This is a genomic window from Burkholderia sp. AU31624 (genome assembly GCF_020420065.1).
Classification (GTDB): Bacteria; Pseudomonadota; Gammaproteobacteria; order Burkholderiales; family Burkholderiaceae; genus Burkholderia.
The window spans coordinates 691,363-718,175 of the sequence record NZ_JAIZRT010000002.1; the positions used below are offsets into that span (position 1 = coordinate 691,363).

The window sequence follows — 26,813 nt, forward strand, 5'->3', positions numbered from 1 at the left end:
TGGCACGCGGCCACGCGATGCGTCATTCGCCCTGTTCGGATCGTGCGTAGATGTCCCAGCTCGCCATGAACAGCGCGGCGACGAGCGGCCCGATCACGAAGCCGTTGATGCCGAACAGCGCCATCCCGCCGAGCGTCGAGATCAGCACGACCCAGTCGGGCATCTTCGTGTCCTTGCCGACGAGGATCGGGCGCAGCAGGTTGTCGACGAGGCCGATCACGCCCACGCAGAATGCGACGAGGATCACGCACTTCCAGACCGCGCCGATCATCAGGAAGTAAAGCGCGGCCGGCACCCAGACGAGGCTCGCGCCGATCGCGGGCAGCAGCGACAGGAACGCCATCAGCGCGCCCCACAGCACCACGCCCTCGATCCCGAGGATCCAGAAGATCAGGCCGCCGAGCGCGCCCTGCACGAGCGCGACCGCGATGTTGCCCTTCACCGTTGCGCGCACGACGGTCGTGAACTTCGCGAGCAGCAGGTTCTTGTGCTCCTCGTCGAGCGGCAGCGCGCGGCGCACGCGGCGGCCGATCTCGCCGCCGTCGCGCAGCAGGAAGAACACCATGTACAGCATCACGCCGAAGCTCACGACGAACTGGAACGTGTTCTGGCCGATGCTGAGCGCCTGGGTGGCCGCGAACTGGCTGATTTGCGCGGCGCCGTCGGTCAGCTTCTTCTGGATGCCCGGGATGTTGGTCAGCCCGTATTTCTGCAGCAGGTTCTGGATCGACGTCGGCAGCGCGTGAATGATGTCGTGGAAATACTGCGAATAGTTCGGCTGGGCGTCCTTGAGCTCCTGGTACACGTACGCGATTTCCTGCACGAGCGTCGCGGCGACGAACACGAGCGGCAGGATCACGATCAGGACGATCAGCGACAGCGTCACGAGCGCGGCCAGGTTGCGCCGCTTGCCGAAGCGTGCGGCGAGCCAGCGCTGCACGGGCTGGAACAGGATCGCGAGAATGGTGCCCCAGAACACGGCTCCGGAAAACGGCGCGAGGATCCAGCAGAGTCCGACGGTGACCGCGGCCAGCAGGAAATAGAAGAATTTTTGGTGGTCGTGTCCGCTTTCCATGGATGACGTTCGCGCAGATTGATGCGTGGTTTGATTGAATCTCGTTGCCCCGCGCGCGATCGGTTCTCGATCGTCACGGGTTCGCGGCGAAATGCGACGCAGGGCGGCCCGATGCGGAGTATGCCCGCAAAGGCGCCGCCATCATAGCCGCTGCGCGCGGCCCATGCGAAAACGCCGCGGCCGGGGCCGCGGCGCTGCCGGGAAGCAAACGCGGCGCGATGCCGCGTGCCGCATCGTCAGATGTTGAGCTTCGTGACCTTGGTGCCGTTCACCGACAGGTCGCCCATCAGGCCCGCGTTGGTCAGGATCAGTACCTCGACCGGGGCGGTGGCGGTGTTGGAGTCGACCGCGCCGTTCGCGCCGACCTTCACGACCGCGACCGACGCGTCGGCGCCCGCGGCCCAGCCTTCGGACTTGCGGAACGAGTCGAGCGCATCCTGCGTCATGAACAGGAACACGATCGCCTTCGACTGCGCGCCGGCCTGCAGGCCGACCGACAGCGACGACGTGTTGTAGTAGCCGACCGTGCTGCCGCCGACGCGCAGCGCGCCGTTGCCCGACTGGCCGCCGACGATGAAGCCGGCCTGCAGCACGTTCGGGAACACGAGCACGCCGCGCGATTTCGCGACGAGTTCACGCGAACCCGGCACCGTCGAATAGAGGCGCGACAGCGTCGCGTTGACGCTGGCGTCGATCGACTGGCGCTTCGACGCGCTGGCCGCGGCGCCTTCCGGTTTGTCCGGGGTGGTCGTGCAACCGGCGAGCGCGAGGCTGCCGAGCAGGACGGCGGCGGCGGCTTTCATGGCAAAGGTCTTCTGCATGGCGTTTCTCCTTCGTTTGTCTGATTGAGGACGGACGGGGCGGGCGCGTGGCGGCCGGCTCCGCTCAACGGCGGGCAAGGAGCAGGCCCGCAACGAACGCGAGGCCGGCGACGACGCCGGCGGTTTGCCACGGGTTGTCTTGCACGACCTGCGACACGCGTTCGGCCGAATCGCGCAGCCGGGCGGCCGCGCTGCCCGACGCATGGTCGAGTGCGCCGCGCGCTTCATCCAGCTTGGATTGCACGCGCTTGCGCAGCGCGGCGATATCGCCGTCGCCGTCGTTTTTCAGCAGATCTTCCAGTTCGTCGACCAGCCCGCGCAGATCGTCGGTGACGTCGTCATGCAGGTCGCGGGCGGCCGAGCGCGTCGTGCGTCCCACGCGCCGGCCCGTGCGACGAATGTCGGACAGGCCGCGGTCCAGCTTGTGTTCGATCGAGTCAGTGAGCGCCATGGTGTTTATCCTCCTTCGATTCAAGGCAAATTTGAAGATAAGACGAATCCCAGCAACCTGTGTGATTCACTTGGCCCGATTTTGTTTCGAGACAAATTTTCAATTCGTCGGCAGGATTGCCGCGAAGCCCCGCCGCACGGGGCTGCGCGGCGATTGAAAAAAATTCGCATTCCGGGCGAAGCGGCGTATCGGGCTGCGGTACGCGGTGAAGGCCCGGTAAATATCGCGTCACCGGGGCCATCAGGTAAATAGTGCCGTTGCAGGCCTTGTGCTGATGCAAATGCACTAATCAACCGTTGGTCGAGAAGCATGGTTCGTGCCCGGGGCGGCTGACGTGCGGCCATCGCCAAGCGCGACGTCGATCACGACGGGATCGTGATCCGATGACCGGTACGCGTCGGGTGCGTAATAAATCGACCGTTGCGCGGCCGTTTTGTAATCAGGCAACGGTTGCAGGGCGACCGGCTCGTCGGCGTTGATGTGCCAGACGTGTACGGCCCTCACGCGTGCGGCGAGCGCCGGCGTGGCCAGCGCGTGGTCGAGGCTGCCCGCTTCGCCGCGAAATACGTAGCTGTACGCAGCATCGCCGACGAAGCGGGCCACCAGGTTCGCGTAGCCGCGCGACTCGAGCGCGCGCACCGGGTCTTCCTTCGCGTAGCTGTTCAGGTCGCCGATCAGCAGGACGCCATCGGCCGTGGCACCGGTCGGCGACGCGGCGAGCCAGTCGGCGATGCGCGCGGCGGCCCGCGTGCGCGCCGCATTCCAGCAGCCCTGGCCGTCCGACTGGTCACGATCGGCGCCGGTCGCGTTCGGGCAGTTCTTCGATTTCAGGTGATTGACCGCGACCGTGAAGGCGCGCGTGCCGCCGGCGCGCCGGAATGTCTGCGCGAGCGGCGGGCGGTGCCGGCCGCCGAGTGAGACGGTCGCGGCGCGCCCGGCCGGCTCGACCGTGCGGCTGTCGTACAGCAGCGCGACTGCGATCGCATCGCGGCCGAGACGCGCGGTGCCGGGCTCGACCGCACGCCAGCCGTCGCCAAGTTGCGCGGCGAGACGGCGTACGGCGCTTGTTTCACCGAGGCCGTTGTTCGCGATTTCCATCAGCCCGATCACGTCGGCACGCAGCGCGCGCAACGCCGCGACGATCTTCGCCTCCTGTCGCGCGAACGCGGCAGGCGTTTTCGCACCGCGGTTGGCCGGGGCATCGAAACCGCCGCCACGCCCGTCGCCGTTGAAATAGTTGAATACGTTGAACGACACGATGCGCACGTCGGCATCGGGGTGCCGGGGCGGCGCCTCGGTGCGCGGGTTCGCGGCGGCATCGAACACCGGCGCCGCGCCGGCGACCGGTTGGAGCCGCCACGCGCCGTAGCGCAGTTCGAGCACGCCTTCGACGCCGCGTACCGTGTAGCCCGCGCGCAGCGTGTTCGCGGCGCTCAGCGCGGGCGGCGGATAGCGCACGGTCGCGGGATCGCGGCGGGTCGAGCCGTCGTCGAGCACGATGCGGTTGCGTGCGTTGGCGGTCGCGATCGCGGCGGCCTCGGCCGGCGGAGCGACGTGGGTCGGGATGCGCAGCCGGCCGTGGCTGAGGACGACGCTGCCGTAGCGGCCGAGTTCGCGGGTATCGCTGACCGTCAGCGTTTGCGGCAGGCGCACCCGCATGCCTTCAAGCGCGGCCAGCACCGCCGGGGTGGCGACGGGCAGCGTGAGCGTGGCAGGCGTGACCTGTTGCCCGCGGGCGCAGACGGTCACGCCGCCCGACAGCGTGAATTGCGTCCGGCCGTAGCGCTCGTCGACGCGGCCCGTGAGATGCACGCGATCGCCGGCCTGCGCTCGCGCGCTCGGCGCGTACACGAACACGCCTTCGGGGACGCCCGGCCGGTGCCGTCGCTGCGCGTCGGCCTGCTGGACGAAGAAGCCGCCGAGGCCGTCGGCGCCGCCGAATGCCGCGGTGACGACCGCTTCGATCGAGGTCGTTTGCCCCGCCAGCGGCGACGGGCCGCCGGCGCCGCGAAGGTCGGCAATCGGCGTGGTTGCGCCGCCGCAGCCGGCGCTGACGGGCGGCGCGGCCGAGGCCGACCGGGCAGGGAGGGCGGCGAGGGTGATGAACGGTGCAACGGCAAGCGGCACAAGCAGGCGTGACATGGGGCGGTCCACAGGAAGAAAATCCGACGGTTCGGGAAGGCATCTTGACGGCAAAATGTCAGGAAGCGGCCGAAATGGCCGTCCGGCCAGTTGCCGATCGGCCGACGATGCAAGCCGCACGGCGGCTGCTACGCTTTTGCATCGGCCGGCGCATCCCGATCGCGCAGCGAACGCTGCCGCGCCCCGTTCCTACAGGAGTCATCCATGTCTTACATGCTGTTGATCGTCGAGCCGACCGAGCAGCGCGCCGAACGCACCCTCGACGAAGGTCAGGCGCTATACGCGCGGATGGTCGATTTCGCCGAGACGCTGAAGGAGCGCGGCGTGCTGCGCGGCGTCGAGTCGCTGGAGCGCGCCGAGCGCGCGACGCGCGTGCAGGTGCGCGACGGCGAGACGCGCCTGCTCGACGGCCCGTTCGCGGAGGCGAAGGAGATGGTCGGCGGCTTTTTCCTCGTCGACGTCGCCACGCGCGAGGAAGCGATCGAGATCGCGCGCCAGTGCCCGGCCGCGCAATGGTGCACGGTCGAGGTTCGGGCGGTCGGTCCGTGCTTCCTGTGAAGGTCGCGACTCGGTGTTTACCCTGGCATGTCGCGGAATATGTCGATCCGGCCGTCTTCCGGCCGTCGTCCGGATAAGGCGCCGATGAACGGGCGCTGCCTTCCACCGACGACAAGGAGTGAACGATGCGATTCATGATCATGATCCGGGCGAACGCCGTCAGCGAATCCGACGCGTTGCCGGACAACCGGCTGGTCGAGGCCATGACCGTCTATCACGAGGAACTGGCCAGGGCCGGCGTGCTGCTCGACGCGAACGGGCTGCGGCCGAGCGCGCGTGGCTGGCGCGTGCGCTACACGGGCGGCAAGGGCACCGTGGTCGACGGCCCGTTCGCCGAAACGAAGGAACTGATTGCCGGCTATACGCTGATCCAGGTGCGTTCGCGCGATGAAGCGCTCGAATGGACGCGCCGGTTCCCCGCGCCGTTCGGCGCCGAGATGGATTGCGAGATCGAGGTGCGGCCGCTGTTCGAGCTCGACGACCTCACGCCGAGCGATGCGGTCGAGCGGTTCCGCGAACTCCACGTCGGCCGCACCGTCGCCTGATTGATTGCCCACCTGAATCCACCCTCACCGGGAGTACCCGACATGCACAAGATGGTCTTCATCAACCTGCCGGTGGCCGACCTGCCGCGCTCGAAGGCGTTCTACCAGGCGCTCGGCTACGAGGTCGTACCGGCCTATACCAACGACCAGGCCGCCTGCATCAAGATCAGCGACACGATCTTCGCGATGCTGCTTGTGCGGCCGTTCTTCCAGACGTTCACCGGCAAAACCATCATCGATCCGGCGACGCAGGTGCAGGTCCTGTCGTGCCTGTCGTGCGACAGCCGCGCCGAGGTCGACGCGATCGTCGCGAAGGCGCTGGCGGCGGGCGGGTCCGCGCCTCAGGCACCGCGCGAGTACCCGAACATGTATGGCCACGGGTTCGACGATCCGGACGGCCATGCATGGGAGCTGATGGCCATGCCGCTGGACGCGTCCGCCGAGGGGCAGGCGTCGTGACGCGTGAGGCGACTCACCGTGCGATCGAAGCGGTCTGGCGGATCGAGGCGCCCAAGATCATCGCGCGCGCGGCGCGCGTGGTGCGCGACGTCGGCGTGGCCGAGGAGCTGGCGCAGGACACGCTCGTCGCGGCGCTCGAGCACTGGCCCGTCGACGGCGTGCCCGACAATCCGGCCGCATGGCTGATGACGGCCGTGAAGCGTCGCGCGCTCGATCGGGTCCGGCAGGAGTCGCTCCACGCGGCGAAGCGCGACCAGCTCGGCCACGAGATGGACGCGCTCGAAGCGCATGTCGTCCCCGACATCGCGGAGGCGCTTGCCGACGCGAGCGGCGACGACATCGGCGACGACCTCCTGCGGCTGATCTTCACGTCGTGCCATCCGGTGCTGTCGACCGATGCGCGCGTGGCACTCACGCTGCGGCTGCTCGGCGGGCTGACGACGGGCGAGATCGCGCGCGCGTTCCTGACGCCCGAGCCGACGATCGCGCAGCGGATCGTGCGCGCCAAGCGCACGCTCGCGGCGGCGCACGTGCCGTTCGAGGTGCCGGCGGCCGACGCGCGGCCCGCGCGGCTCGCGTCGGTGCTTGAAGTGATCTATCTCGTGTTCAACGAAGGCCATGCGGCGACCTCGGGCGACGACTGGACGCGCCCGGCGCTGTGCGACGAGGCGTTGCGGCTCGGCCGTGTGCTGGCCGGGCTGGCGCCGGACGAGAGCGAGGTGCTCGGGCTCGTCGCGCTGATGGAGCTGCAGGCGTCGCGCATGCATGCGCGCACCGACGCGCAGGGCCGGCCCGTGCTGCTGCTCGACCAGGATCGCAGCCGCTGGGATCCGCTGCTGATCCGGCGCGGCCTCGCGGCGCTCGAACGGGCGACGAAGCTCGGCGGCGTGCGCGGGCGGTATGCGCTGCAGGCCGCGCTGGCAGCCTGCCATGCGCGTGCGCGGCACGCGTCGGATACGGACTGGGCGCAGATCGTCGCGCTGTATGACGCGCTCGCCGAAGTCGCGCCGTCGCCCGTCGTCGAGCTGAATCGTGCGGTGGCCGTCGGGATGGCGTTCGGGCCCGCTGCGGCGCTCGAACTCGTCGACGCGCTGCGCGACGATCCCGCGCTCGCGCGCTATCACTGGCTGCCGAGCGTGCGCGGCGACCTGCTGGCGAAGCTGGGCCGCGCCGACGAGGCGAAGGCCGAATTCCGCCGCGCGGCGGAACTGACGCGCAACGAGCGCGAACGCGAATTACTGCTCAGGCGCGCAACGGACGCGTGACGCACGCGGCACGCGTGAATGCCGGGCACTGCGCACCGAGCGCCGAGCGCCGAGCACAGAGCACCCGAACACCCGATCACCCGATCACCCGATCACCCGATCACCCGAACACCCGATCACCCGAACACCCGATCACCCGAACACCCGAACACCCGAACACCCGAACACCCGAACACCCGAACACCCGAACACCCGAACACCCGAACACCCGATCACATCCCCCAGCGCGCCGCCCCCCAAGCACTATCGCCCGGATTGAAAAAGCCTATTGGGGGATGCGAACGCGAGCGCCTAGATTGAAGAGCACGACGCGCGCGCCCCGGCAAGCGCATCGTTCCCCACATACCTGATCGGCCCGGCTCCGCACGCGGCCGCGCCGACTCGAACGGAGGCGCAAATGGCTCAACTCAAGGGCAGCAAAACCGAAGAGAACCTGAAAGCCGCATTCGCGGGCGAATCGCAGGCGAACCGGCGTTATCTGTATTTCGCTTCGAAGGCTGACGTCGAAGGCCAGAACGACGTCGCCGCGCTGTTCCGCTCGACCGCCGAAGGCGAAACCGGCCATGCGCACGGCCATCTCGAATACCTGGAGGCCGTCGGCGATCCGGCAACGGGTTTGCCGTTCGGTTCGTCACGGCAGAATCTCGAATCGGCGATCGCCGGCGAAACGCACGAATACACCGACATGTATCCGGGCATGGCGAAGGCGGCGCGCGAGGAAGGCTTCGACGAAATCGCGAACTGGTTCGAGACGCTCGCGAAGGCTGAACGCAGCCACGCGAACCGCTATACGAAGGCGCTGGACAGTCTCGTCGACTGACGGGCCGCCGCGGGCCGCACGGCAGGCCGTGCGACCGGCAAGCGGCCGGCTGTTCGTTCATCGCTGCCCGCATCGCGCGGGCGGCGCTGGCGCGCATGCGCGCCACGCTGGATGGAGCGCTCCATGCCCCACAAGGAAGGCAGTCTCGAAGCCCCGACCCGGCATCCGCTCGACTGGCAGTCCGATGCGTTCTACGACCAGGCCGCGATCGATGCGGAAATGACGCGCGTATTCGACATCTGCGCCGGATGCCGGCGCTGCGTGTCGTTGTGCGGCGCGTTTCCGACGCTGTTCGATCTGGTCGACGACACGCCGATGGGCGATCTCGAGGAAGTGCCGAAGGCCGCGTTCGGCAAGGTCGTCGACCAGTGCTACCTGTGCGACCTCTGCTACATGACGAAATGCCCGTACGTGCCGCCGCATGCATGGAACGTCGACTTTCCGCACCTGATGCTGCGCGGCAAGGCCGCGCGCTACAAGCGCGGCGAAGCGACGCTGCGCGACAAGGTGCTGTCGAACACCGACGCGCTGGGCCATTTCGCCGGCATTCCGATCGTCACGCAGGCGGTGAACGCGGTGAACCGCACGCCGCCCGCGCGCCATGCGCTCGAGGCGACGCTCGGCGTCGATCGTCACGCGTGGCTACCGGAATTCGCGCCGCGCAAGTTCCGGCGCACGGCGAGGCCGTCGGACGGCTTGCCCGTGCGCGACGGCGAACGCACGCCCGGCAAGGTCGCGATCTATGCAACCTGCTACGTGAATTTCAACGAGCCCGGCATCGGCCACGACCTGCTCGCGATCCTCGCGCACAACGACATCCCGTACGAACTCGTCACGCGCGAAGCCTGCTGCGGGATGCCGCTGCTCGAGCAGGGCAATCTCGCCGGCGTGGCCGCGAAGAAGGACGTGAACCTGCCCGTGCTCGAACGCTACGCGCGCGAAGGCTATGCGCTGATCGGTGCGATCCCGAGCTGCGTGCTGATGTACAAGAGCGAGCTGCCGCTGATGTTCCCCGGCGACGAAGCGGTGCGCGCGGTGGCCGACGCATTCTGGGATCCGTTCGAATACGTGATCGCGCGGCATCGCGACGGACTGCTGAAGACCGATTTCAAGACCGGCCTCGGCACCGTGTCGTATCACGTGCCGTGCCATGCGCGCGTGCAGAACATCGGCCGCAAGACGGCCGACGCGCTGTCGCTCGTGCCCGATACGCGGGTGAACGTCGTCGAACGCTGCTCGGGCCATGCGGGCACGTTCGGCGTGAAGAAGGCATTTCACGCGGACGCGATGCGGATCGGCGGGCCCGTGTTCAAGGCGATGGCCGAGCCGCGGCCGGATGTCGTGTCGTCGGACTGCGCGCTGGCCGGCCATCACATCGTGCAGGGGATCGACGAGAAGGGGCTGCCGTCCGCGCCGCTCGCGCATCCGCTTACGCTGCTGCGCCGCGCGTACGGCATCTGAGCCGCCGCCGGCCGACTCACGAGGACCTCCCATGACGTTGACCCGCGACTCCCTGCTGACGCTCGAAGCGTACGCGAAGATCCGCAAGGCCGAACACGCGCGGCTGGTCGCATACAAGCGCCGCCGCGCGGTGGCGCTCGGCGACCACCTGCGCTTCCTGTTCGAGGACGAGACGACGATCCGCTACCAGATCCAGGAGATGCTGCACATCGAGAAGATCTTCGACCAGGCCGGCATCGAAGGGGAGCTGGACGCGTATCTGCCGCTCGTGCCCGACGGCACGAACCTGAAGGCGACGATGCAGATCGAGTACGAGCACGAGATCGAACGGCGCGCGGCGCTCGCGCGGCTGATCGGGGTCGAGGATCGCGTGTACCTGCAGGTCGACGGGCACGCGCGCGTCTACGCGATCGCCGACGAGGATCTCGACCGCGACACCGCCGAGAAGACGTCGGCCGTGCACTTCGTGCGCTTCGAGCTCGACGCGCCGATGCGCGCGGCGCTCAAGGGCGGGGCGGCGCTGTCGATCGGTTGCGATCACCCGGCGTACACGATGCCGCCGCAGCGCGTGGACGCGGACGTGACCGCGTCGCTGGCCGTCGATCTGCGCTGACGCGTCCGCTGCAACGTCCGGCACGGCCTGCCACTGGTTTCCCTTTTTCCGTTCCGACCCGAAACGGAATCCCCGCGCCCCGATGCGGCGCGATCGCCCGCCCGCCGCCCCGAAGATGTAACAGACGTCACGAGTTTGCGCGTGGCGAAAAATGTGCATCGCACGTCACCGTGCTTTCATCACTCGCAGAGAAACAATAAAAAGATTGTGCACGGAGATAATTAAAATCGGCCGAATTTGAATGATTTACCGATTCGTGAATATCTTGTTACGCTTTTTTCCCTGATTTACCGATATCGGGAAGCAATGCGCGGGATTGTTGCCGGCCGGGGTCGGGGCAGCCCGAAAATGCCCATCAAAAGGCATTCTTCATACGCTGCAGAGCCCCGCCAGACGGGCCTTTGCAGCGACGGGCATAAAGATCCCGCAAAAAAATTCAAGCGAAAATACATTACGCACCCATGGCAGGTTGTTTCAGTGCGTAACATTAAGTCATTGTCATATTGAGATAAACCCTAGGGATGGTATGCTTCGTGCACAAAAATTCCCACATTGGAGTGAGACCGTGATTTGTGCGTCATTGCCGGGAATCTCGGCACCGTGAAAGTGCGGTGCCGCACCGGCATGCACAACAGCGGATAACCATAATGTGCAACCTGGCCGCCCCGCGACGCGATGTGTCGCGACGGCGCCGCCAATCGCAGCCCCGGCCTGGCTGCGTGGAGAGATCTACTATGTTCTTCGATGAGCTTACCGATGAAGAGTGGTTTCGTCTTTCAACGCTGATCGCCGATGAACCCATCCGGCTGAACCGCCGTGGGCGTCCACGAGCCGAACCGCGCGTCGTTGCCAACGCGGTGCTCTGGATCCTGACGACCGGTGAAGCCTGGTCGAAGCTGCCCGGTCGTTATCCGTCCGGGCCGACGTGCCGTCGCCGCTACGAGGAGTGGCTTGCGTCCGGCACGCTGCTGCAGATGATCGACGTGCTGACCCAGTTCAGCGGGCGCACGTTCGCGTATATCCCGCCGCCGCCGGTGCCGGTCGTGCCCGCGCGCCGTGCCGAGCCCGTGCCCGACAACGATCGCTTGCGCGGCGTGTTCTGGCAGAACCCCGAGTCGTGGCAATTGCCGGTCGCTCAGGCAAACGTTTGGGAGGGCGAGGGCGCGTCGATGAGCGCGCGGCCGGTCGACGAAGTGGTCGATCCGTCGGCCGTGTCGTTCGCGGTGCCCGGTGCGTCGTCGACGACGCTGCGCCATGCGCATGCGTCGTCGGCGAGCTTCGCCGCGGCCGAACCGCAAGTCGACCGATATCGCGGCTATACGATCTGCGGCATTGCGCAGCCGGTGCAGAACCTGATGTATCGCGCGTGGGCCGAGATTATGCAGGACGACCGGCGCGTCGAACGCTCGGGCCTGATCGGCCCGCGCTTCACCGATGCCGAGGAAGCCGAGCAGTTCGCGCTCGACTGGGCACGCCAGTGGATCGATCGCCATGGCGCGAGCGACGAACCGGCGCGCGAGCCGCAAGGCGAGGTGCTGGCCGGCTTGTCCGCGCTCGCGCGTGCCGAGTCGGACATCCAGCGCTTCATCGCCGAGCGCCATGCGGGCGCGCTGTCCGAAAGCCGCAACGATCCGGTGCAGCCGGAGCGCCGCGAGTACGTGTACCGCGTCGGCTGATCGCCGACCTGGTGAAACGCGCGGGCCGTCGTGTGCCACGACGCCCGCGCGGAAGTCCCGTCGTTCCATGCCTGTCTTGCCCGAGGCGCCGCTGTCGAAGCGGCGCCTCGCTATGCACGTGCGTTACTGCCGGCCGTAGGTATCGTCGAAGCGGACGATGTCGTCCTCGCCGAGATACGCGCCCGACTGCACTTCGATCAACTCGAGCGGCATCTTGCCCGGGTTCTCCAGGCGGTGCGACACGCCGAGCGGGATGTACGTCGATTCGTTTTCGGACAGCAGGAACGTTTCATCGCCGCGCGTGATGCGCGCGGTGCCGCAGACGACGATCCAGTGTTCGGCGCGATGGTGGTGCATCTGCAGCGACAGTTGCGCGCCCGGCTTCACGACGATGCGTTTCACCTGGAAGCGCTCGCCCATGTCGACCGAGTCGTAGTGGCCCCACGGGCGATGCACCTTGCGGTGATCGGTCGCTTCCGCGCCGCGTTGCGCCTTGATGCGCCCGACGATTTTCTTCACGTCCTGCACGCGCGACTTGTCCGCGACGAGCACGGCGTCCGGCGTTTCGACGACGACGAGGTTCTGCGTGCCGACGCAGGCGACGAGCCGGCTTTCCGAATGTGCGAACGTCGACTCCGCGCCTTCGAACAGCACGTGGCCCCGGCCGACGTTCTCGGCCTCATCCTTCGGCGAGATCTGCCAGATCGCGTCCCACGAGCCGACGTCCGACCAGCCCGCGTCGAGCGGCAAGACGACGCTTTCGCACAGTTGCGGCAGGCTCGCGAGCGGCTCCATCACCGCGTAGTCGATCGAGTTCGACGGCGACGCGGCGAACGCTTCGCGATCGATGCGGAAGAAATCGCCATCGGCCTTGCCCTGGGCGACGGCCTGTTCGCAGGCCGCGTAGATCGCCGGTTCGAGCTGGCGGATCGCTTTCAGCCAGACCGACGCGCGAACGATGAAGATGCCGCTGTTCCACCAGTATTCGCCCGATGCGACGTACTGCTGAGCGAGTTCGAGATGCGGTTTCTCGACGAAGCGGTCGAGGCGGCGCACGTCGAGTGAGCCCGTGGCGGCGTCGCCGAGCGGTGTGCCGACGCGGATGTAGCCGTAGCCGGTTTCCGCGTGCTGCGGCACGATGCCCATCGTCGCGATCTTGCCTTGCATCGCGCAGTGCACGCCGGCCGCGACGGCCGCATGGAAGCGCGGCAGGTCGGCGACCGCATGGTCGGCCGGCATCACGGTCATCACCGCATCGTTGCCGCCGGCGACCAGCCGAAACGCGGCGAGCGTCAGCGCGGGCGCGGTGTCGCGGCCGATCGGCTCGAGCATGATCGACGCGGATTTGCCGGTCAGGCGCAGCTGTTCGGCGGTGGTGAAGCGGTGATCCTCGCCGCATACGATTAGCACGTCGTCGTTCAGCGGATGGTCGGCCGCCAGGCCGTCGAGGCGCAGCGCGGTCGACTGCAGCAGCGAATGTTCGCCGAGCAGGCCGATCAGCTGTTTCGGAAAACGTTCGCGCGACATCGGCCACAGGCGCGTGCCGGACCCACCGGCGAGAATCACCGGCTGCACGGCGACGCGCGTGCCGGCGGCGGGCGCGGTGGAAGAAGAATGGCGCGTTTCGGCAGCCACGGCCGGAGCATTCATGAGGACACTCTCCACGGTTGAAGTCAATGCCTGTCGTTGTAGCATGAAGTAAATCGACAATAAAACCGGATCCATTGCCGGATATTTGCCACGCATTCATCGGGAAGAATTTTCCGCGCCGGCATCCGATGCAAATAAAAAAATAAGAAATAAATCGGTGAATCGGCTGGTCTTGACCGCCCGCAAAGGGTGAGCGGAAATCGTAAAGCTTCTGAAAAATTCCCGATTCCCGGGAATTTCGGGAAAACGTGCCGAATTAATTCAAAAACATCTCGGCAAGAATTTCCGATTATTTTTCGAAATACTTGTACGCTTGAGGCGACAATTTCTTACCGCTTCAATAGCGTCATGCAACGTTTGAATCGAATGTGCGGCACGGGTCGCACAAGGAGCTGTTCGGCAAACGCCTGTTCAAAGAGGAAGCAGACATGTTGAGCGTGCTGGCGAGAGTCATCGATATCGCGATGGTCGTGACGGGGGCGCTGATCGCCGCCGCGCTGCACGGTGGCGGCATCTGGCTCAACGACCTGCAGCGCACGATGATGCTGTTCGATTGCCTGCTCGTCGTCGTGTGCTTTCCCGCGTTCGGCATCTACCAGTCGTGGCGCGGCAAGCGTCTCGTCGGGCTGGTGGGGCGGGTCGCGTTCGCATGGCTGGTGGTCGAGCTCGCGGGCATCCTGTTGAGCTTCAGCTTTCACCAGTCGGGCGACCTGTCGCGGCTGTGGTTAGGGTACTGGGCGCTCGTGACGATGGCGCTGCTCGCCGGCTCGAAGGCCTGCGTGCACGTCGTGCTGCGGCAACTGCGCCGCGGCGGCTACAACCTGAAGGCGGTCGCGATCGTCGGCGGGACGCCGGCGGCGCGGCGGCTGATCGCCCAGATGCGGGCGCGGCCGGAAGCCGGTTTCAACCCGGTGTGCGTGTACGACGAAAACGAAGCGCCGGGCGAAGTCGCGCTCGACGACGTGCGCATCGAGCGGCAGTTCGAATCGCTGGTGTGGCTGGTGCGCAGCCGCGCGATCAGCGAGCTGTGGCTCACGCTGCCGATCACGGAGGAGCGCCGGATTCACCAGATCGTGACGGTGTTCCGCCACGACTTCGTGAATATCCGCTTCATCCCGGACGTGCGCACGCTGTCGTTCTTCAACCAGGAAGTGGTCGAGGTGCTCGGCGTGCCGGCGATCAACCTCGCGGCGTCGCCGATCACCGACGTGCGGATCCTGCCGAAGTTCGTGTTCGACCGGGCGTTCGCGCTGGTGGCGCTCACGGGCCTCGCGCCGGTGATGCTGCTGATCGCGTGCCTGATCAAGCTGACGTCGCGCGGGCCGGTGTTCTTTCGCCAGAAGCGCAAGGGCATCGACGGGCACGAGTTCGAGATCTACAAGTTCCGCTCGATGAAGGTGCACCAGGAAGTGGCGGGGCAGGTCACGCAAGCGAAGAAGAACGATTCGCGCGTGACGCCGGTCGGCCGGTTCCTGCGCCGCACGAGCCTCGACGAGCTGCCGCAGTTCATCAACGTGCTGAAGGGCGAGATGTCGGTCGTCGGCCCGCGCCCGCATGCGCTCGCGCACGACGACATCTACAAGGATCTGGTCAAGGGCTACATGTTCCGCTACCGGATCAAGCCGGGCATCACCGGGTGGGCGCAGATCAACGGCTTTCGCGGCGAGACCGACCAGATCGAGAAGATGATGGGACGCGTGAAGCTCGATCTGTACTACATGCAGAACTGGTCGTTCTGGCTCGACATCAAGATCGTCGTGCTGACGCTCTGGAAAGGCTTCACCGGCAGCAACGCGTACTGAGCACCGAGATCGCGCCGCGCAGGCATTCCGGTTTTACGAATTTCGAATCATTGGTCAAGAGGTCCGACACATCATGAATCTGACTATCATCGGCAGCGGTTACGTAGGGCTGGTCACCGGCGCATGTCTGGCCGACATCGGGCACGACGTGTTCTGTCTCGACGTCGACCAGGCAAAGATCGACATCCTGAACAACGGCGGCGTGCCGATCCACGAGCCGGGCCTCAAGGAAGTGATCGCGCGCAACCGCTCGGCCGGCCGCCTGCGCTTTTCGACCGATATCGAGGCCGCGGTCGCGCACGGCGACGTGCAGTTCATCGCGGTCGGCACGCCGCCCGACGAAGACGGGTCGGCCGACCTGCAATATGTACTTGCGGCCGCACGCAACATCGGCCGCTACATGACCGGCTTCAAGGTGATCGTCGACAAGTCGACGGTGCCGGTCGGCACGGCCGAGCGCGTGCGCGCGGCGGTGGCGGAAGAACTCGCGAAGCGCGGCGGCGACCAGATGTTCTCGGTCGTGTCGAATCCGGAATTCCTGAAGGAAGGCGCGGCGGTGGACGATTTCACGCGGCCTGACCGCATCGTGATCGGCTGCGACGACGACGTGCCGGGCGAGCGCGCCCGCGAGCTGATGAAGAAGCTCTACGCGCCGTTCAACCGCAACCACGAGCGCACGCTGTACATGGACGTGCGCTCGGCCGAGTTCACGAAATACGCGGCGAACGCGATGCTCGCGACCCGCATCTCGTTCATGAACGAGCTGGCGAACCTCGCCGACCGCTTCGGCGCGGACATCGAGGCCGTGCGCCGCGGGATCGGCTCCGATCCGCGCATCGGCTATCACTTCCTGTACGCCGGCTGCGGCTACGGCGGCTCGTGCTTCCCGAAGGACGTCGAGGCGCTGATCCGCACCGCCGACGAGCACGGGCAGGCACTGCAGATCCTGAAGGCGGTGTCGTCGGTCAACGCCACGCAAAAGCGCGTGCTCGCCGAGAAGATCGTCGCGCGCTTCGGCGAGGACCTGAGCGGCCGCACGTTCGCCCTCTGGGGCCTCGCGTTCAAGCCGAACACCGACGACATGCGCGAAGCGCCGAGCCGCGAGCTGATCGCCGAGCTGCTGTCGCGCGGGGCGCGCATCGCCGCGTACGACCCGGTCGCGCAGGAGGAAGCGCGTCGCGTGATCGCGCTCGATCTCGCCGATCACCCGAGCTGGCTCGAGCGCCTGAGCTTCGTCGACGACGAGGCGCAGGCCGCGCGCGATGCCGACGCGCTCGTGATCGTCACCGAATGGAAGATCTTCAAGAGCCCCGACTTCGTCGCGCTCGGCCGCCTGTGGAAAGCGCCGGTGATCTTCGACGGCCGCAACCTGTACGAGCCGGAGACGATGAGCGAGCAGGGCATCGAATACCACCCGATCGGCCGGCCGGGCTCGCGCCAGGCCGTCGCCACCCGTGTGCCGGGCACCGCGCCCGCGAGCGCGTAACCCGTTTCCCGTCACTCGTTACGAGACGCCATGTTCCGGAACATCCTGATCGTCTGCCACGCGAACGTCTGCCGCAGCCCGGCAGCTGAACTGCTGTTCAAGTCGCACGCCGCGTCGCGCGGCGGCCCGCGCCCGACGTTTCACTCGGCGGGCGTGCATGCGAACGACGGCGACGGCATCGATCCGGTGATGCGTCAGCTGCTCGCCGAGCGGGGCGTCGATGCGACGACCCACCGCTCGCGGCGGCTGTCGCGCCGGATCGTGCGCGACGCCGACCTGATTCTCGTCAGCGAGCGCGGACAGATCAAGGCCGTCGAATCGGTCGATCCGTTCGCGCGCGGCAAGGTCCACCTGCTCGGCAAGTGGGAAGGGGCCGAGATTGCCGACCCGCACGGCGGCCCCGAGGCCGATTACCGCGAGAGCTACTCACTGATCGAACGTCTGGTTCAAGGATGGCTACAGAAACTATGCTGAAACGCCCGATGCGCCCGGTGGCGCTTGCCGTCGCGCTGACGACTTTCCTGTCAGCCTGTGCAACCGCGCCCGGCAACTACCTCGACTCGTCGAACCTGAAGGACGAAGGCCGGCAGCAAGCGGCCGAAACCTATCCGGTTCATTACATCGACGCCAAAGTGGTGATGGACCAGCTGCAGAAAGCGCAGGTGGACCATCCGTTGCCGCCCGGACGTTATACCGATCCGTCGGAGTACGTGTACCGCGTCGGCCCGCAGGACATCCTCGGCGTCACCGTGTGGGACCACCCCGAGTTGACGACGCCGCAGGGCCAGTCGTTCTCGAGCGGCGGCAACACGACGCAGTCGGTCGCGGGTGCGTTGCAGCAGCCGTATACGACCGCGCTGCCGGGCCAGGCCGATCCCTACGGCCAGACGGTGGCCTCGGACGGCACGATCTTCTTCCCGTTCGTCGGCCGCATCAAGGTGGCCGGCAAGACGGTCGCGCAGATCCGCGAGCAGATGGCCACCACGCTGTCGCGCTACGTGAAGAATCCGCAGCTCGACGTGCGCGTGCTGTCGTTCCGCAGCCAGAAGGTGCAGGTGACGGGCGAGGTGAAGCAGCCGGGCCCGCTCGCGGTGAGCGACGTGCCGCTGACGCTCGTCGACGCGATCTCGCGCTCCGGCGGCTCGACCAACGAGGCCGACCTGCAGCGCGTGCGCCTGACGCGCGACGGCAAGCTCTACACGCTCGACGCGAACGGCGTGCTCGATCGCGGCGAGGTGAAGCAGAACGTGATGCTGCAGCCGGGCGACATCGTCAACGTGCCGGACCGCAGCGACAGCCGCGTGTTCATCATGGGCGAGGTCAAGACGCCGGTCACGGTGCCGATGCTCAAGGGCAAGCTGACCATCGCCGACGCGCTGACCGCGGGCGGCGGCATCCTCGACACCGACGCGAACCCGCGCAAGATCTACGTGATGCGCGGGATGCGCGACAACCCGACGAAGCCTGAAGTGTTCCGCCTCGACATGACGCAGCCGGACGCGCTGATGCTGTCGAGCCGCTTCCCGCTTCAACCGCTCGACGTCGTCTACGTCAGCACGGCCAGCTCGGTGCAGTTCAACCGTGTGCTGCAGCAGGTGCTGCCGACGATCCAGACGATCTTCTACATGCGGCAAATCACGCGCTGATAGCCCGCCGGGGCGGCGCCTGCCCCCCGGCACCACTCAAGCGGGAACGAATGGTGAACACGCAAGCGAAACACTCCTACGCGGATTTGTCCGCGAAAACCGAGGAAGAGGACGTCGTCCTCGGCCAGCTGCTCCAGGTGATCATGGACGACATCTGGCTGCTGCTCGGCATCGCGGTCACGGTCGTCGCGCTCGCCGGCCTCTACTGCTACATCGCGAAGCCGGTCTACCAGGCCGACGTGCACGTGCGGGTCGAGGGCAACGACAACACGTCGCAGGCGCTCACGCAGACGCAGACGGGCGCGATGATCAACAGCGGCCCGCAGCAGGCGCCGACCGACGCGGAAATCGAGATCATCAAGAGCCGCGGCGTGGTCGCGCCGGTGGTCGAGCAGTTCAAGCTGAACTTCTCGGTCGTGCCGAAGACGCTGCCGGTGATCGGCAGCCTCGCTGCGCGCATCGCGACGCCGGGCGAGCCGGCGAAGCCGTGGCTCGGCCTGAAGTCGTACGCATGGGGCGGTGAAGTGGCCGACGTCGATTCGATCAACGTCGTGCCCGCGCTCGAAGGCAAGAAGCTGACGCTGACGGCCGGCCCGAACGGCACCTATTCGATCGTCGACCCGAACGGCATGCGGCTGCTGTCGGGCCATGTCGGCGAATCGGCGCAGGGCGGCGGCGTGACGCTGCTCGTGTCGAAGCTCGTCGCGCGCCCCGGCACGCAGTTCACCGTGGTCCGCTACAACGATCTCGACGCGATCAGCGGCTTCCAGACCGGCATCCAGGTGACCGAGCAGGGCAAGCAGACGGGCGTCGTGCAGATCTCGCTCGAAGGCAAGGACCCGGACCAGACCGCCGCGATCGCGAATGCGCTCGCGCAGTCGTACCTGAACCAGCATGTGGTCGCGAAGCAGGCCGAAGCGACCAAGATGCTCGACTTCCTGAAGGGCGAGGAGCCGCGCCTGAAGGCCGACCTCGAACGCGCGGAAGCCGCGCTGACGCAATACCAGCGCACGTCGGGCTCGATCAACGCGAGCGACGAGGCGAAGGTCTACCTCGAGGGCAGCGTGCAGTACGAGCAGCAGATCGCCGCGCAGCGCCTGCAGCTCGCGTCGCTCGCGCAGCGCTTCACCGATTCGCACCCGATGGTGATCGCCGCGAAGCAGCAGCTCGCGGAGCTGCAGGGCGAGAAGGACAAGTTCAGCAACCGCTTCCGCAGCCTGCCGGCCACCGAAGTGAAGGCCGTCCAGCTGCAGCGCGACGCGAAGGTGGCCGAGGACATCTACGTGCTGCTGCTGAACCGCGTGCAGGAGCTGTCGGTGCAGAAGGCCGGCACGGGCGGCAACATCCACCTCGTCGATTCGGCGCTGCGTCCGGGCGATCCGGTCAAGCCGAAGAAGGTGCTGATCCTGTCGGCCGCCGTGTTCCTCGGGCTGATCCTCGGCACGGGCGTCGTGTTCCTGCGCCGCAACATGTTCCAGGGTATCGAGGATCCCGACCGCATCGAGCGCGCGTTCAACCTGCCGCTGTACGGGCTGGTGCCGCAAAGCGCCGAGCAGGTGAAGCTCGACGCGCAGGCCGAGAAGAGCGGCAGCCGTACCCGGCCGATCCTCGCGAGCCTGCGTCCGAAGGATCTCAGCGTCGAGAGCCTGCGCAGCCTGCGCACCGCGATGCAGTTCGCGATGATGGATGCGAAGAACCGCGTGATCGTGCTGACGGGCCCGACGCCGGGCATCGGCAAGAGCTTCCTGACGGTCAACCTCGCGGTGCTCCTCGCCCATTCGGGCAAGCGCGTGCTGCTGATCGACGCCGACATGCGGCGCGGCCTGCTCGACCGCTACTTCGGCCTCACGTCGCAGCCGGGCCTGTCCGAGCTGCTGAGCGACCAGTCGGCGCTCGAGGACGCCGTGCGCGAGACGCCGGTGCAGGGCCTGTCGTTCATCTCGGCCGGCACGCGCCCGCCGAACCCGTCGGAGCTGCTGATGTCGACGCGCCTGCCGCAATACCTCGAAGGGCTCGGCAAGCGCTACGACGTCGTGCTGATCGACTCGCCGCCGGTGCTGGCGGTGACCGACGCGACCATCATCGGCCGCATGGCCGGCTCGACGTTCCTCGTGCTGCGCTCGGGCATGCATACCGAAGGCGAGATCGCCGACGCGATCAAGCGCCTGCGCACCGCGGGCGTCGACCTGGAAGGCGGGATCTTCAACGGCGTGCCGCCGAAGGCGCGCGGCTACGGCCGCGGCTATGCGGCCGTGCATGAATACCTGAGCGCCTGATCCGCATCGCACGTAACCGGGCGGGCAGCGCGTGTTGCCTGCCCGGCCGACAGGAGAATCAACGATGAAAATTTCCGTGCTCGTTCCGACCTATCGGCGGCCCGCCGACCTCGCGCGCTGCCTGCTGGCGCTGCAGCGCCAGCATCGGCTGCCCGACGAGGTGATCGTCGTCGCGCGCCCGGAGGATGACGCCACGCACGAACGGCTCGCCGATCCGGCGGTCGGCGGCACGCTGCCGCTGCGCATCGTGCCGGTCGAGGTGCCGGGCCAGGTCGCCGCGCTGAACAAGGGGCTCGACTCGGCGAACGGCGACATCGTCGCGATCACCGACGACGACGCGGCGCCGCACCCCGACTGGCTCGCGCGCGTCGAGTCGGTGTTCGAGGCCGATCCGCGCGTGGGCGCGGTTGGCGGGCGCGACTGGGTGCACGAGAAGGGCCGCGTGCTCGACGAATCGCGCGAACGCGTCGGCCAGCTCACGCTGTCCGGCAAGATCGTCGGCAACCATCATCTCGGCGTCGGCGGCCTGCGCGAAGTCGACATGCTGAAAGGCGCGAACATGAGCTACCGCCGCGCGGCGATCGAGCGGCTGCGCTTCGACACGCGGCTGCGCGGCGCCGGCGCGCAGATGCACAACGACATGGGTTTCAGCATGCACGTGCAGCGCGACGGCTGGAAGCTCGTCTACGACCCGGCAATCGCGGTCGATCATTTCCCGGCCGAGCGCTTCGACGACGACCGGCGCGATGCCGCGTCGCTGAATGCGATCAGCAACGGCGCGTACAACATGCACCTGATCCTGCGCGAGCATCTGCCGCCGGTCCGGCGCGAGATCGCGTGGTGGTGGTGGACGCTGGTCGGCACGCGCGTCTACCCGGGCCTCGCGCACGTGCTGCTGTCGCTGCATACGGCGCAGCGCGAGCGGATCCGCGAGCACTGGCGCGCGGTGCGCCGCGGCGCGCGCGACGCCCGCCGCGCGAACCTTGCCCCCCATCGTGCGGCGATGCCGCCGGTGACGTCTTGAACGGTCTGCGCGCCTCGCGCGCGACCCCCCACGGAGGGCTCGCATGACTGCAACGAAAGCTGCGACGAACGTCCACGTTCACCTGTTTTATGGCGCCGATCCGCGTACCTACCGGAAAGGCGAGAACATCGGCTGCCTGTACGGCTATCACCATGCAGAATCCGACGAATTCCGGCTGACCTATTCGCAGGACGGCAGCGAGAACCGCGTCGCCAGCCTAGCGCGCCGCGCGCTGAAGGCGGCGCTCGGCTTCGACGTCGTGCACGCGTGGCGCAACCGCGCCGCGCTGCTGAACACCGACGTGATCTGGACGCACACGGAACAGGAGCATCTGGCCGCTGCGCTGATCCTGAAGCTGGCCGGCGCGCAGGGCAAGCGCCCGCTGCTGCTCGCGCAGAGCGTATGGCTGTTCGACAAGTGGAACAGCTTCGGCGGCCCGCGCCGCTGGCTGTACCGCAAGCTGATCTCGCGCGCCGACGCGCTGACCACGCTGGCCCGCGCCAACGCCGACCTGTGCCGCCGCTATCTCGGCCGCGACGCCGAGTTCGTCTACTACGGGCTGAACACGCAGGATTTCCCGATCGCCGAGCCGCGGCAATGGCAACCGAACCGGCCGCTGCGGATCGCGGCGATCGGCAACGATCGCGACCGTGACTGGCGCACGTTCCTCGCCGCGTTCGGCGGCGACGAGCGCTACGACGTGCGGCTCGCGACGCGCCGCCGCGTGCCGCGCGAGTGGCATGCGCCGAACGTGAAGATCGGCTCGGCATCGGGGCTCGCGAAGCAGCACGAGCTGTACGCGTGGGCCGACGTGATCGTCGTGCCGCTGCGGCCGAACTTCCATGCGTCGGGCATCACGGTGATGCTCGAGGCCGCCGCCGTCGGCAAGCCGATGATCGTGTCGGATGTCGGCGGGCTCAGCGACTACTTCCCGCACGATACGGCCGCCTATGTGCCGGCGTTCGACGCGCAGGCGATGCGCCAGGCCGCCGATCGCTTCGTGGCCGACCCGGTCGCGGCGCTCGCCTGCGCGCAGGCCGCCGCCGCGTGCCTGCGCGACCGCGACCTGACCACGCAGGCGTTCGCCGAGCAGCACGTGCGGATCACGCGCGACATGCTGCGCCGGCGCCGCACGCCGTCCGCCGCGGGCCTCGCGATGCCGCTCGCGGATTCGCGCCCGTCGTCGCGGTGAGAGCGGATCGATGAGTACGATTGCCGCCGAACGCGCACCGTCGCGCAAACGCAACTGGCTTCCCGAGCCGAAGCACTGGGTCGGGCAGGCCGGGCTGTGGACGTTCACGGCCGCGCTGATCGCCATTCACCAGGGCAAGGTGCTGACGCTCGCGTTCCCGGTGCTGGCCATCGCGGTCGGCCTCTGGCTGTATTTCAAGAGTCCGGCGCGCTACGTCGGCTTCATGTGGTGGGTGTGGTTCCTGAGCCCGGAAGTGCGGCGTCTCGCCGACTGGTCGAAGGGTGCGTTCACGCCGACGAGCCTGATCCAGGTCGCGCCGCTCGCGGTGACGATGATCGCCGGCCTCGGGCTGATCCGGCATTACCGCGTGCTCGCGCAGCGACGCGGGATTCCGATCCTGCTGATGCTGTTCGGGCTCGCGTACGCATACCTCGTCGGGATCGTGTCGAGCGGCGTGATGGCCGCGACCTACGACCTCGCGAACTGGGTGTACCCGGTGCTGATCGGCTTTCACATCATGGTCAACGCGCGCGACTACCCCGAGTACCGCGACGTGCTGCTGTCCACGTTCATGTGGGGCATGCTCGTGATGGGCCTGTACGGCGTCGTCCAGTATTTCGTGATGCCGCAGTGGGACGTGCTGTGGATGATCGGCTCCGACATGGGCTCGCAGGGCGAGCCGGTGCCGTACGGCGTGCGCGTGTTCAGCACGATGAACTCGTCGGGGCCGTTCGCGTTCGCGATCATGGGCGCGCTGGTGTTCGTGTTCGCCGCGCCGCAGAAGATCCGCTGGTTCGCGGGGGCGGCCGGCTTCGTGTCGTTCGCCCTGTGTCTCGTGCGCTCGACGTGGGGCGGCTGGGTGATCGCGCTCGCGATCCAGCTCGCGCAGTCGAACAACCGCGTGCGGATGCGGATCCTGATCAGCGGCGTCGTGCTGGTCGGCCTGTGCGTGCCGCTGCTGACCGTCGGGCCGGTGGCCGACCGTCTCGGCGCGCGCCTGCAGTCGATCACGAACCTGAAGGACGACCGCAGCTACGACGACCGCAACAAGTTCTACGCCACCTTCGCGCAGACGGCGTTCACCGACGTCGCCGGCGAAGGGATGGGCGCGACGGGTGCATCCACGAAGCTGTCGAGCGACAGCGGCGAGCTCGGCAAGTACGGCAGCTTCGACAGCGGCGTGATGAACGTGCCGTTCGTGCTCGGCTGGCCCGGCACGCTGCTGTACCTCTCGGGCGTCGTGATGCTGTTCGGCCGCACGCTGCGCGCGGCGTTCAAGTTGCGCAAGGACAAGTTCGTCGGCGCGTGCCTGAGCTTGTGCCTGTCGACCTTCGCGATGCTCGTGTTCACGAACTCGCTGATCGGCACGGGCGGCCTGCTGATGTTCACAGCCATTTTTTCGATTCTTTCCGCGGCGCACTGGCAAAAGGCGCAACGCCTGCTGGCCGCCGCGCGTTTACGGGGAGGCGACCATTGAGAATCGCGATCGTCACGCACGTCGTGCGACATAACGACGGGCAGGGCCGCGTCAATTACGAAATCGCGCGCGCGGCGCTGGCCGAGAACTACGAGGTCACGCTGGTCGCGTCGCATGTCGCGCCCGAGCTGCTGGCCGACCCGCGCGTGCGCTGGGTGCCCGTGAAGGTCGGCGGCTTCTGGCCGTCGAATCTCGTCAAGCAGCAGGTGTTCGCGCTGAAGAGCGCGGCCTGGCTGCGATCGCACCGCAGCGAGTACGACGTGTTGCACGTGAACGGCTTCATTTCGTGGATCAAGGCCGACGTGAATACCGCGCACTTCGTGCACGGCGGCTGGTTCAAGAGTCCGTACTATCCGTTCGGGCCGACGAAGGGGCTGTGGTCGGCCTACCAGTACGTCTATACGCGCGTGAACACCACGCTCGAGCGCTGGGCGTACCGGCGTTCGCGCGCGATCACGGCCGTGTCGCAGAAGGTGGCCGACGAGATCGCCGGGCTCGGCATCGACAGCCGCAAGATCAGCGTGATCTACAACGGTGTCGACGCCAGCGCGTTCGCGGGGGCGCAGGCCGACCGCGCGGCATTCAAGCTGCCGGACGATGCGTTCCTGCTGCTGTTCGTCGGCGACCTGCGCACGCCGCGCAAGAACCTCGGCACCGTGCTGAAGGCGCTGACGAAGCTGCCGGCGAACGTGCACCTGGCGGTGGCAGGCTACCTGCCCGGCAGCCCGTATCCGGAGGAGGCGCGCGCGCTCGGCATCGATTCGCGCGTGCATTTCCTCGGCCTCGTTAAAAACATGCCGACGCTGATGCGCTCGGTCGACGCGTACGTGTTCCCGTCGCGCTACGAAGCGATGAGCCTGTCGCTGCTCGAGGCGATGGCGGCCGGGCTGCCGGTCGTCACCGCGCGCACGGCGGGCGGCGCGGAAATCATCACGCGCGAATGCGGGATCGTGCTGGAGGACCCGGACGATCCGGCGGCGCTCGCGCAGGCGATCGGCTCGCTCGCGGCATCGCGCGACACCTGTCGCACGATGGGCGAAGCCGCCCGCGAACTGATGACCCGTTTTGGCTGGGCGCACATGGGCGCCCAGTATGTCGCGCTTTACCGGCGCATCGGCCAACCCACGCAGCCGTCCGCATTCGAGCGGGCCGAGCATGCAGTCACGCAGGAGCAAACGTGATGTCCCACTCTTCCCGGCCGATCAAATCGTTGCAGATCGGCATGCACTGGTTCCCCGAACGCGCGGGCGGCCTCGACCGGATGTACTACTCGCTCGTCGGCGCGCTGCCGGGCGCGGGCGTCGAGGTGCGCGGGCTCGTTGCCGGCTCGCCGAAGGTCGCCGACGACACGGACGGCGCGATCCAGGGCTTCGGCCCCGCATCGGAGTCGCTTGCACGCCGGATGCTCGCCGCGCGGCGCGCGTTGCGCGAGGAGATCCGCAGCGAGCGGCCGGACGTGATCTCGTCGCACTTCGCGCTGTACACGTTCCCGGGCCTCGACGTCACGCGCGGGATTCCGCAGGTGTCGCATTTCCAGGGGCCGTGGGCCGACGAAAGCCAGGTCGAGGGTGCCGCGTCGCTGGGCCAGCGCGCGAAGCGCTATCTCGAACAGGCCGTCTATACGCGTTCGTCGCGGCTGATCGTGCTGTCGCAGGCGTTCGGTCAGATCCTGACGAACCGCTACGGGATCGATCCGTCGCGCGTGCGCGTGATTCCCGGCTGCGTCGATACCGCGCAGTTCGATACGCCGCTCACGCCGGCCGAGGCGCGGCACAAGCTGCAGCTGCCGCAGGACCGGCCGATCGTGCTGGCCGTGCGCCGGCTCGTGCGGCGCATGGGGCTGGAGGACCTGATCGACGCGATCGGCCTCCTCAAGCACCGCCACCCGGACGTGCTGCTGCTGATCGCCGGCAAGGGCAAGATCGGCGAGGAACTGCAGCAGCGCATCGATGCCGCCGGGCTGCAAGACAACGTGAAGCTGCTCGGCTTCGTGCCCGACAACCATCTCGCGGCGCTGTACCGCGCGGCGACGGTCAGCGTCGTGCCGACGGTCGCGCTCGAAGGCTTCGGGCTGATCACCGTCGAATCGCTCGCCTCCGGCACGCCCGTGCTGGTCACGCCGGTGGGCGGGCTGCCGGAGGCGGTGGCCGGGCTGTCCGACGATCTCGTGCTGCCGTCCACGGGCGCGGACGCGATCGCGGAAGGGCTCGGTGCCGCGTTGTCGGGTGCGATCACGCTGCCCGACGAAGCCGCGTGCAAGCGTTATGCACGTGACCATTTCGACAACGCGGTGATCGCGCGGCGCGTGGCCGGCGTGTACGAAGAGGCGATCCAGGCGGCAGGTTGAGTGTGCCGCGGCGCGCGACCTGCGCGC

24 protein-coding genes are annotated in these 26,813 nt (G+C 67.5%); 18 read left to right on the forward strand and 6 right to left on the reverse strand.

Annotated features, from left to right (window positions below; genetic code table 11):
- Nucleotides 1–22: 22 nt before the first annotated feature.
- The 5 genes from LGM89_RS08405 to LGM89_RS08425 all read right to left on the reverse strand — a co-directional run bounded on the left by LGM89_RS08405 (nt 23) and on the right by LGM89_RS08425 (nt 4,489).
- Entirely contained in the window at nt 23–1,075 is a 1,053-nt protein-coding gene (locus LGM89_RS08405; RefSeq protein WP_089428055.1) for an AI-2E family transporter, read from the reverse strand.
- 236 nt (nt 1,076–1,311) lie between these two features.
- Complete coding sequence (locus LGM89_RS08410) at nt 1,312–1,896, reverse strand: YSC84-related protein (RefSeq protein WP_089497445.1); 585 nt, start codon at nt 1,894–1,896, stop codon at nt 1,312–1,314.
- 64 nt (nt 1,897–1,960) lie between these two features.
- Nucleotides 1,961–2,347: a DUF883 family protein gene (locus LGM89_RS08415; RefSeq protein ID WP_089428053.1), complete on the reverse strand. Its 387-nt coding sequence runs from the start codon at nt 2,345–2,347 to the stop codon at nt 1,961–1,963.
- A complete protein-coding gene (locus LGM89_RS08420; RefSeq protein ID WP_144023118.1) occupies nt 2,334–2,627 on the reverse strand; it encodes a hypothetical protein in 294 nt (97 codons plus the stop codon). Before LGM89_RS08420 ends, LGM89_RS08415 begins: the two co-directional genes overlap by 14 nt.
- Nucleotides 2,628–2,632: 5 nt before the next feature.
- On the reverse strand, nt 2,633–4,489 hold the full coding sequence (locus LGM89_RS08425; RefSeq protein WP_226272833.1) for an ExeM/NucH family extracellular endonuclease: 1,857 nt from the start codon (nt 4,487–4,489) through the stop codon (nt 2,633–2,635).
- A gap of 204 nt (nt 4,490–4,693) precedes the next feature.
- Here LGM89_RS08425 and LGM89_RS08430 point away from each other — a divergent pair, with 204 nt between their 5' ends.
- The 8 genes from LGM89_RS08430 (at nt 4,694) to LGM89_RS08465 (ending at nt 11,886) form a co-directional block, all read left to right on the forward strand.
- Nucleotides 4,694–5,047: a YciI family protein gene (locus tag LGM89_RS08430; protein ID WP_226272834.1), complete on the forward strand. Its 354-nt coding sequence runs from the start codon at nt 4,694–4,696 to the stop codon at nt 5,045–5,047.
- Between the two features lie 125 nt (nt 5,048–5,172).
- Entirely contained in the window at nt 5,173–5,592 is a 420-nt protein-coding gene (locus tag LGM89_RS08435) for a YciI family protein (RefSeq protein WP_089497442.1), read from the forward strand.
- 42 nt (nt 5,593–5,634) lie between these two features.
- On the forward strand, nt 5,635–6,051 hold the full coding sequence (locus LGM89_RS08440; protein WP_089428049.1) for a VOC family protein: 417 nt from the start codon (nt 5,635–5,637) through the stop codon (nt 6,049–6,051).
- A complete protein-coding gene (locus LGM89_RS08445; RefSeq protein ID WP_226272835.1) occupies nt 6,048–7,316 on the forward strand; it encodes an RNA polymerase sigma factor in 1,269 nt (422 codons plus the stop codon). The genes LGM89_RS08440 and LGM89_RS08445 overlap by 4 nt, the downstream gene beginning before the upstream one ends.
- A gap of 397 nt (nt 7,317–7,713) precedes the next feature.
- Entirely contained in the window at nt 7,714–8,136 is a 423-nt protein-coding gene (locus LGM89_RS08450) for a rubrerythrin family protein (RefSeq protein WP_089428047.1), read from the forward strand.
- A 123-nt stretch (nt 8,137–8,259) separates the two neighbouring features.
- A complete protein-coding gene (locus LGM89_RS08455) occupies nt 8,260–9,597 on the forward strand; it encodes a heterodisulfide reductase-related iron-sulfur binding cluster (protein ID WP_089497440.1) in 1,338 nt (445 codons plus the stop codon).
- Nucleotides 9,598–9,628: 31 nt separating this feature from the next.
- On the forward strand, nt 9,629–10,210 hold the full coding sequence (locus LGM89_RS08460) for a DUF3501 family protein (protein ID WP_226272836.1): 582 nt from the start codon (nt 9,629–9,631) through the stop codon (nt 10,208–10,210).
- 734 nt (nt 10,211–10,944) lie between these two features.
- Nucleotides 10,945–11,886 carry a transposase gene (locus LGM89_RS08465; RefSeq protein WP_089497438.1) on the forward strand — a complete coding sequence of 314 codons (942 nt, stop codon included), beginning with the start codon at nt 10,945–10,947 and terminating at the stop codon, nt 11,884–11,886.
- Nucleotides 11,887–12,009: 123 nt separating this feature from the next.
- Here the strand turns inward: LGM89_RS08465 and LGM89_RS08470 are convergent, their stop codons facing one another.
- Nucleotides 12,010–13,536, reverse strand: coding sequence for a mannose-1-phosphate guanylyltransferase/mannose-6-phosphate isomerase (locus tag LGM89_RS08470; RefSeq protein WP_226272837.1), 1,527 nt, complete (start codon nt 13,534–13,536; stop codon nt 12,010–12,012).
- A 428-nt stretch (nt 13,537–13,964) separates the two neighbouring features.
- Here LGM89_RS08470 and LGM89_RS08475 point away from each other — a divergent pair, with 428 nt between their 5' ends.
- The 10 genes from LGM89_RS08475 (at nt 13,965) to LGM89_RS08520 (ending at nt 26,786) form a co-directional block, all read left to right on the forward strand.
- Complete coding sequence (locus LGM89_RS08475; RefSeq protein WP_089498168.1) at nt 13,965–15,338, forward strand: undecaprenyl-phosphate glucose phosphotransferase; 1,374 nt, start codon at nt 13,965–13,967, stop codon at nt 15,336–15,338.
- Between the two features lie 73 nt (nt 15,339–15,411).
- Complete coding sequence (locus tag LGM89_RS08480; protein WP_226272838.1) at nt 15,412–16,824, forward strand: UDP-glucose dehydrogenase family protein; 1,413 nt, start codon at nt 15,412–15,414, stop codon at nt 16,822–16,824.
- A gap of 30 nt (nt 16,825–16,854) precedes the next feature.
- Nucleotides 16,855–17,298, forward strand: coding sequence for a low molecular weight protein-tyrosine-phosphatase (locus tag LGM89_RS08485; RefSeq protein ID WP_089428042.1), 444 nt, complete (start codon nt 16,855–16,857; stop codon nt 17,296–17,298).
- Nucleotides 17,292–18,470 carry a polysaccharide biosynthesis/export family protein gene (locus tag LGM89_RS08490; protein WP_069251045.1) on the forward strand — a complete coding sequence of 393 codons (1,179 nt, stop codon included), beginning with the start codon at nt 17,292–17,294 and terminating at the stop codon, nt 18,468–18,470. The genes LGM89_RS08485 and LGM89_RS08490 overlap by 7 nt, the downstream gene beginning before the upstream one ends.
- Before the next feature lie 50 nt (nt 18,471–18,520).
- Nucleotides 18,521–20,746 carry a polysaccharide biosynthesis tyrosine autokinase gene (locus LGM89_RS08495; RefSeq protein WP_226272839.1) on the forward strand — a complete coding sequence of 742 codons (2,226 nt, stop codon included), beginning with the start codon at nt 18,521–18,523 and terminating at the stop codon, nt 20,744–20,746.
- A gap of 64 nt (nt 20,747–20,810) precedes the next feature.
- Nucleotides 20,811–21,770 carry a glycosyltransferase family 2 protein gene (locus LGM89_RS08500; protein WP_089497434.1) on the forward strand — a complete coding sequence of 320 codons (960 nt, stop codon included), beginning with the start codon at nt 20,811–20,813 and terminating at the stop codon, nt 21,768–21,770.
- Nucleotides 21,771–21,813: 43 nt separating this feature from the next.
- Complete coding sequence (locus tag LGM89_RS08505; RefSeq protein ID WP_226272840.1) at nt 21,814–22,962, forward strand: glycosyltransferase family 4 protein; 1,149 nt, start codon at nt 21,814–21,816, stop codon at nt 22,960–22,962.
- A 10-nt stretch (nt 22,963–22,972) separates the two neighbouring features.
- A complete protein-coding gene (locus LGM89_RS08510; RefSeq protein ID WP_089486255.1) occupies nt 22,973–24,439 on the forward strand; it encodes a glucose-6-phosphate isomerase in 1,467 nt (488 codons plus the stop codon).
- Nucleotides 24,436–25,620, forward strand: coding sequence for a glycosyltransferase family 4 protein (locus LGM89_RS08515; RefSeq protein WP_089457790.1), 1,185 nt, complete (start codon nt 24,436–24,438; stop codon nt 25,618–25,620). Before LGM89_RS08510 ends, LGM89_RS08515 begins: the two co-directional genes overlap by 4 nt.
- Entirely contained in the window at nt 25,620–26,786 is a 1,167-nt protein-coding gene (locus tag LGM89_RS08520) for a glycosyltransferase family 4 protein (protein WP_089497432.1), read from the forward strand. Before LGM89_RS08515 ends, LGM89_RS08520 begins: the two co-directional genes overlap by 1 nt.
- Nucleotides 26,787–26,813: the final 27 nt, after the last annotated feature.

What these genes read in the sequence shown, in the direction of transcription:
- LGM89_RS08425 (WP_226272833.1), bottom strand. Translation starts at nt 4,489, where the DNA reads ATGTCACGCCTGCTTGTGCCGCTTGCCGTTGCACCGTTCATCACCCTC.
- LGM89_RS08485 (WP_089428042.1), top strand. Translation starts at nt 16,855, where the DNA reads ATGTTCCGGAACATCCTGATCGTCTGCCACGCGAACGTCTGCCGCAGC.
- LGM89_RS08455 (WP_089497440.1), top strand. Translation starts at nt 8,260, where the DNA reads ATGCCCCACAAGGAAGGCAGTCTCGAAGCCCCGACCCGGCATCCGCTC.
- LGM89_RS08490 (WP_069251045.1), top strand. Translation starts at nt 17,292, where the DNA reads ATGCTGAAACGCCCGATGCGCCCGGTGGCGCTTGCCGTCGCGCTGACG.
- LGM89_RS08450 (WP_089428047.1), top strand. Translation starts at nt 7,714, where the DNA reads ATGGCTCAACTCAAGGGCAGCAAAACCGAAGAGAACCTGAAAGCCGCA.
- LGM89_RS08460 (WP_226272836.1), top strand. Translation starts at nt 9,629, where the DNA reads ATGACGTTGACCCGCGACTCCCTGCTGACGCTCGAAGCGTACGCGAAG.
- LGM89_RS08480 (WP_226272838.1), top strand. Translation starts at nt 15,412, where the DNA reads ATGAATCTGACTATCATCGGCAGCGGTTACGTAGGGCTGGTCACCGGC.
- LGM89_RS08495 (WP_226272839.1), top strand. Translation starts at nt 18,521, where the DNA reads ATGGTGAACACGCAAGCGAAACACTCCTACGCGGATTTGTCCGCGAAA.
- LGM89_RS08475 (WP_089498168.1), top strand. Translation starts at nt 13,965, where the DNA reads ATGTTGAGCGTGCTGGCGAGAGTCATCGATATCGCGATGGTCGTGACG.
- LGM89_RS08470 (WP_226272837.1), bottom strand. Translation starts at nt 13,536, where the DNA reads ATGAATGCTCCGGCCGTGGCTGCCGAAACGCGCCATTCTTCTTCCACC.
- LGM89_RS08405 (WP_089428055.1), bottom strand. Translation starts at nt 1,075, where the DNA reads ATGGAAAGCGGACACGACCACCAAAAATTCTTCTATTTCCTGCTGGCC.
- LGM89_RS08510 (WP_089486255.1), top strand. Translation starts at nt 22,973, where the DNA reads ATGAGTACGATTGCCGCCGAACGCGCACCGTCGCGCAAACGCAACTGG.
- LGM89_RS08520 (WP_089497432.1), top strand. Translation starts at nt 25,620, where the DNA reads ATGTCCCACTCTTCCCGGCCGATCAAATCGTTGCAGATCGGCATGCAC.
- LGM89_RS08410 (WP_089497445.1), bottom strand. Translation starts at nt 1,896, where the DNA reads ATGCAGAAGACCTTTGCCATGAAAGCCGCCGCCGCCGTCCTGCTCGGC.
- LGM89_RS08500 (WP_089497434.1), top strand. Translation starts at nt 20,811, where the DNA reads ATGAAAATTTCCGTGCTCGTTCCGACCTATCGGCGGCCCGCCGACCTC.
- LGM89_RS08415 (WP_089428053.1), bottom strand. Translation starts at nt 2,347, where the DNA reads ATGGCGCTCACTGACTCGATCGAACACAAGCTGGACCGCGGCCTGTCC.
- LGM89_RS08440 (WP_089428049.1), top strand. Translation starts at nt 5,635, where the DNA reads ATGCACAAGATGGTCTTCATCAACCTGCCGGTGGCCGACCTGCCGCGC.
- LGM89_RS08505 (WP_226272840.1), top strand. Translation starts at nt 21,814, where the DNA reads ATGACTGCAACGAAAGCTGCGACGAACGTCCACGTTCACCTGTTTTAT.
- LGM89_RS08430 (WP_226272834.1), top strand. Translation starts at nt 4,694, where the DNA reads ATGTCTTACATGCTGTTGATCGTCGAGCCGACCGAGCAGCGCGCCGAA.
- LGM89_RS08465 (WP_089497438.1), top strand. Translation starts at nt 10,945, where the DNA reads ATGTTCTTCGATGAGCTTACCGATGAAGAGTGGTTTCGTCTTTCAACG.
- LGM89_RS08435 (WP_089497442.1), top strand. Translation starts at nt 5,173, where the DNA reads ATGCGATTCATGATCATGATCCGGGCGAACGCCGTCAGCGAATCCGAC.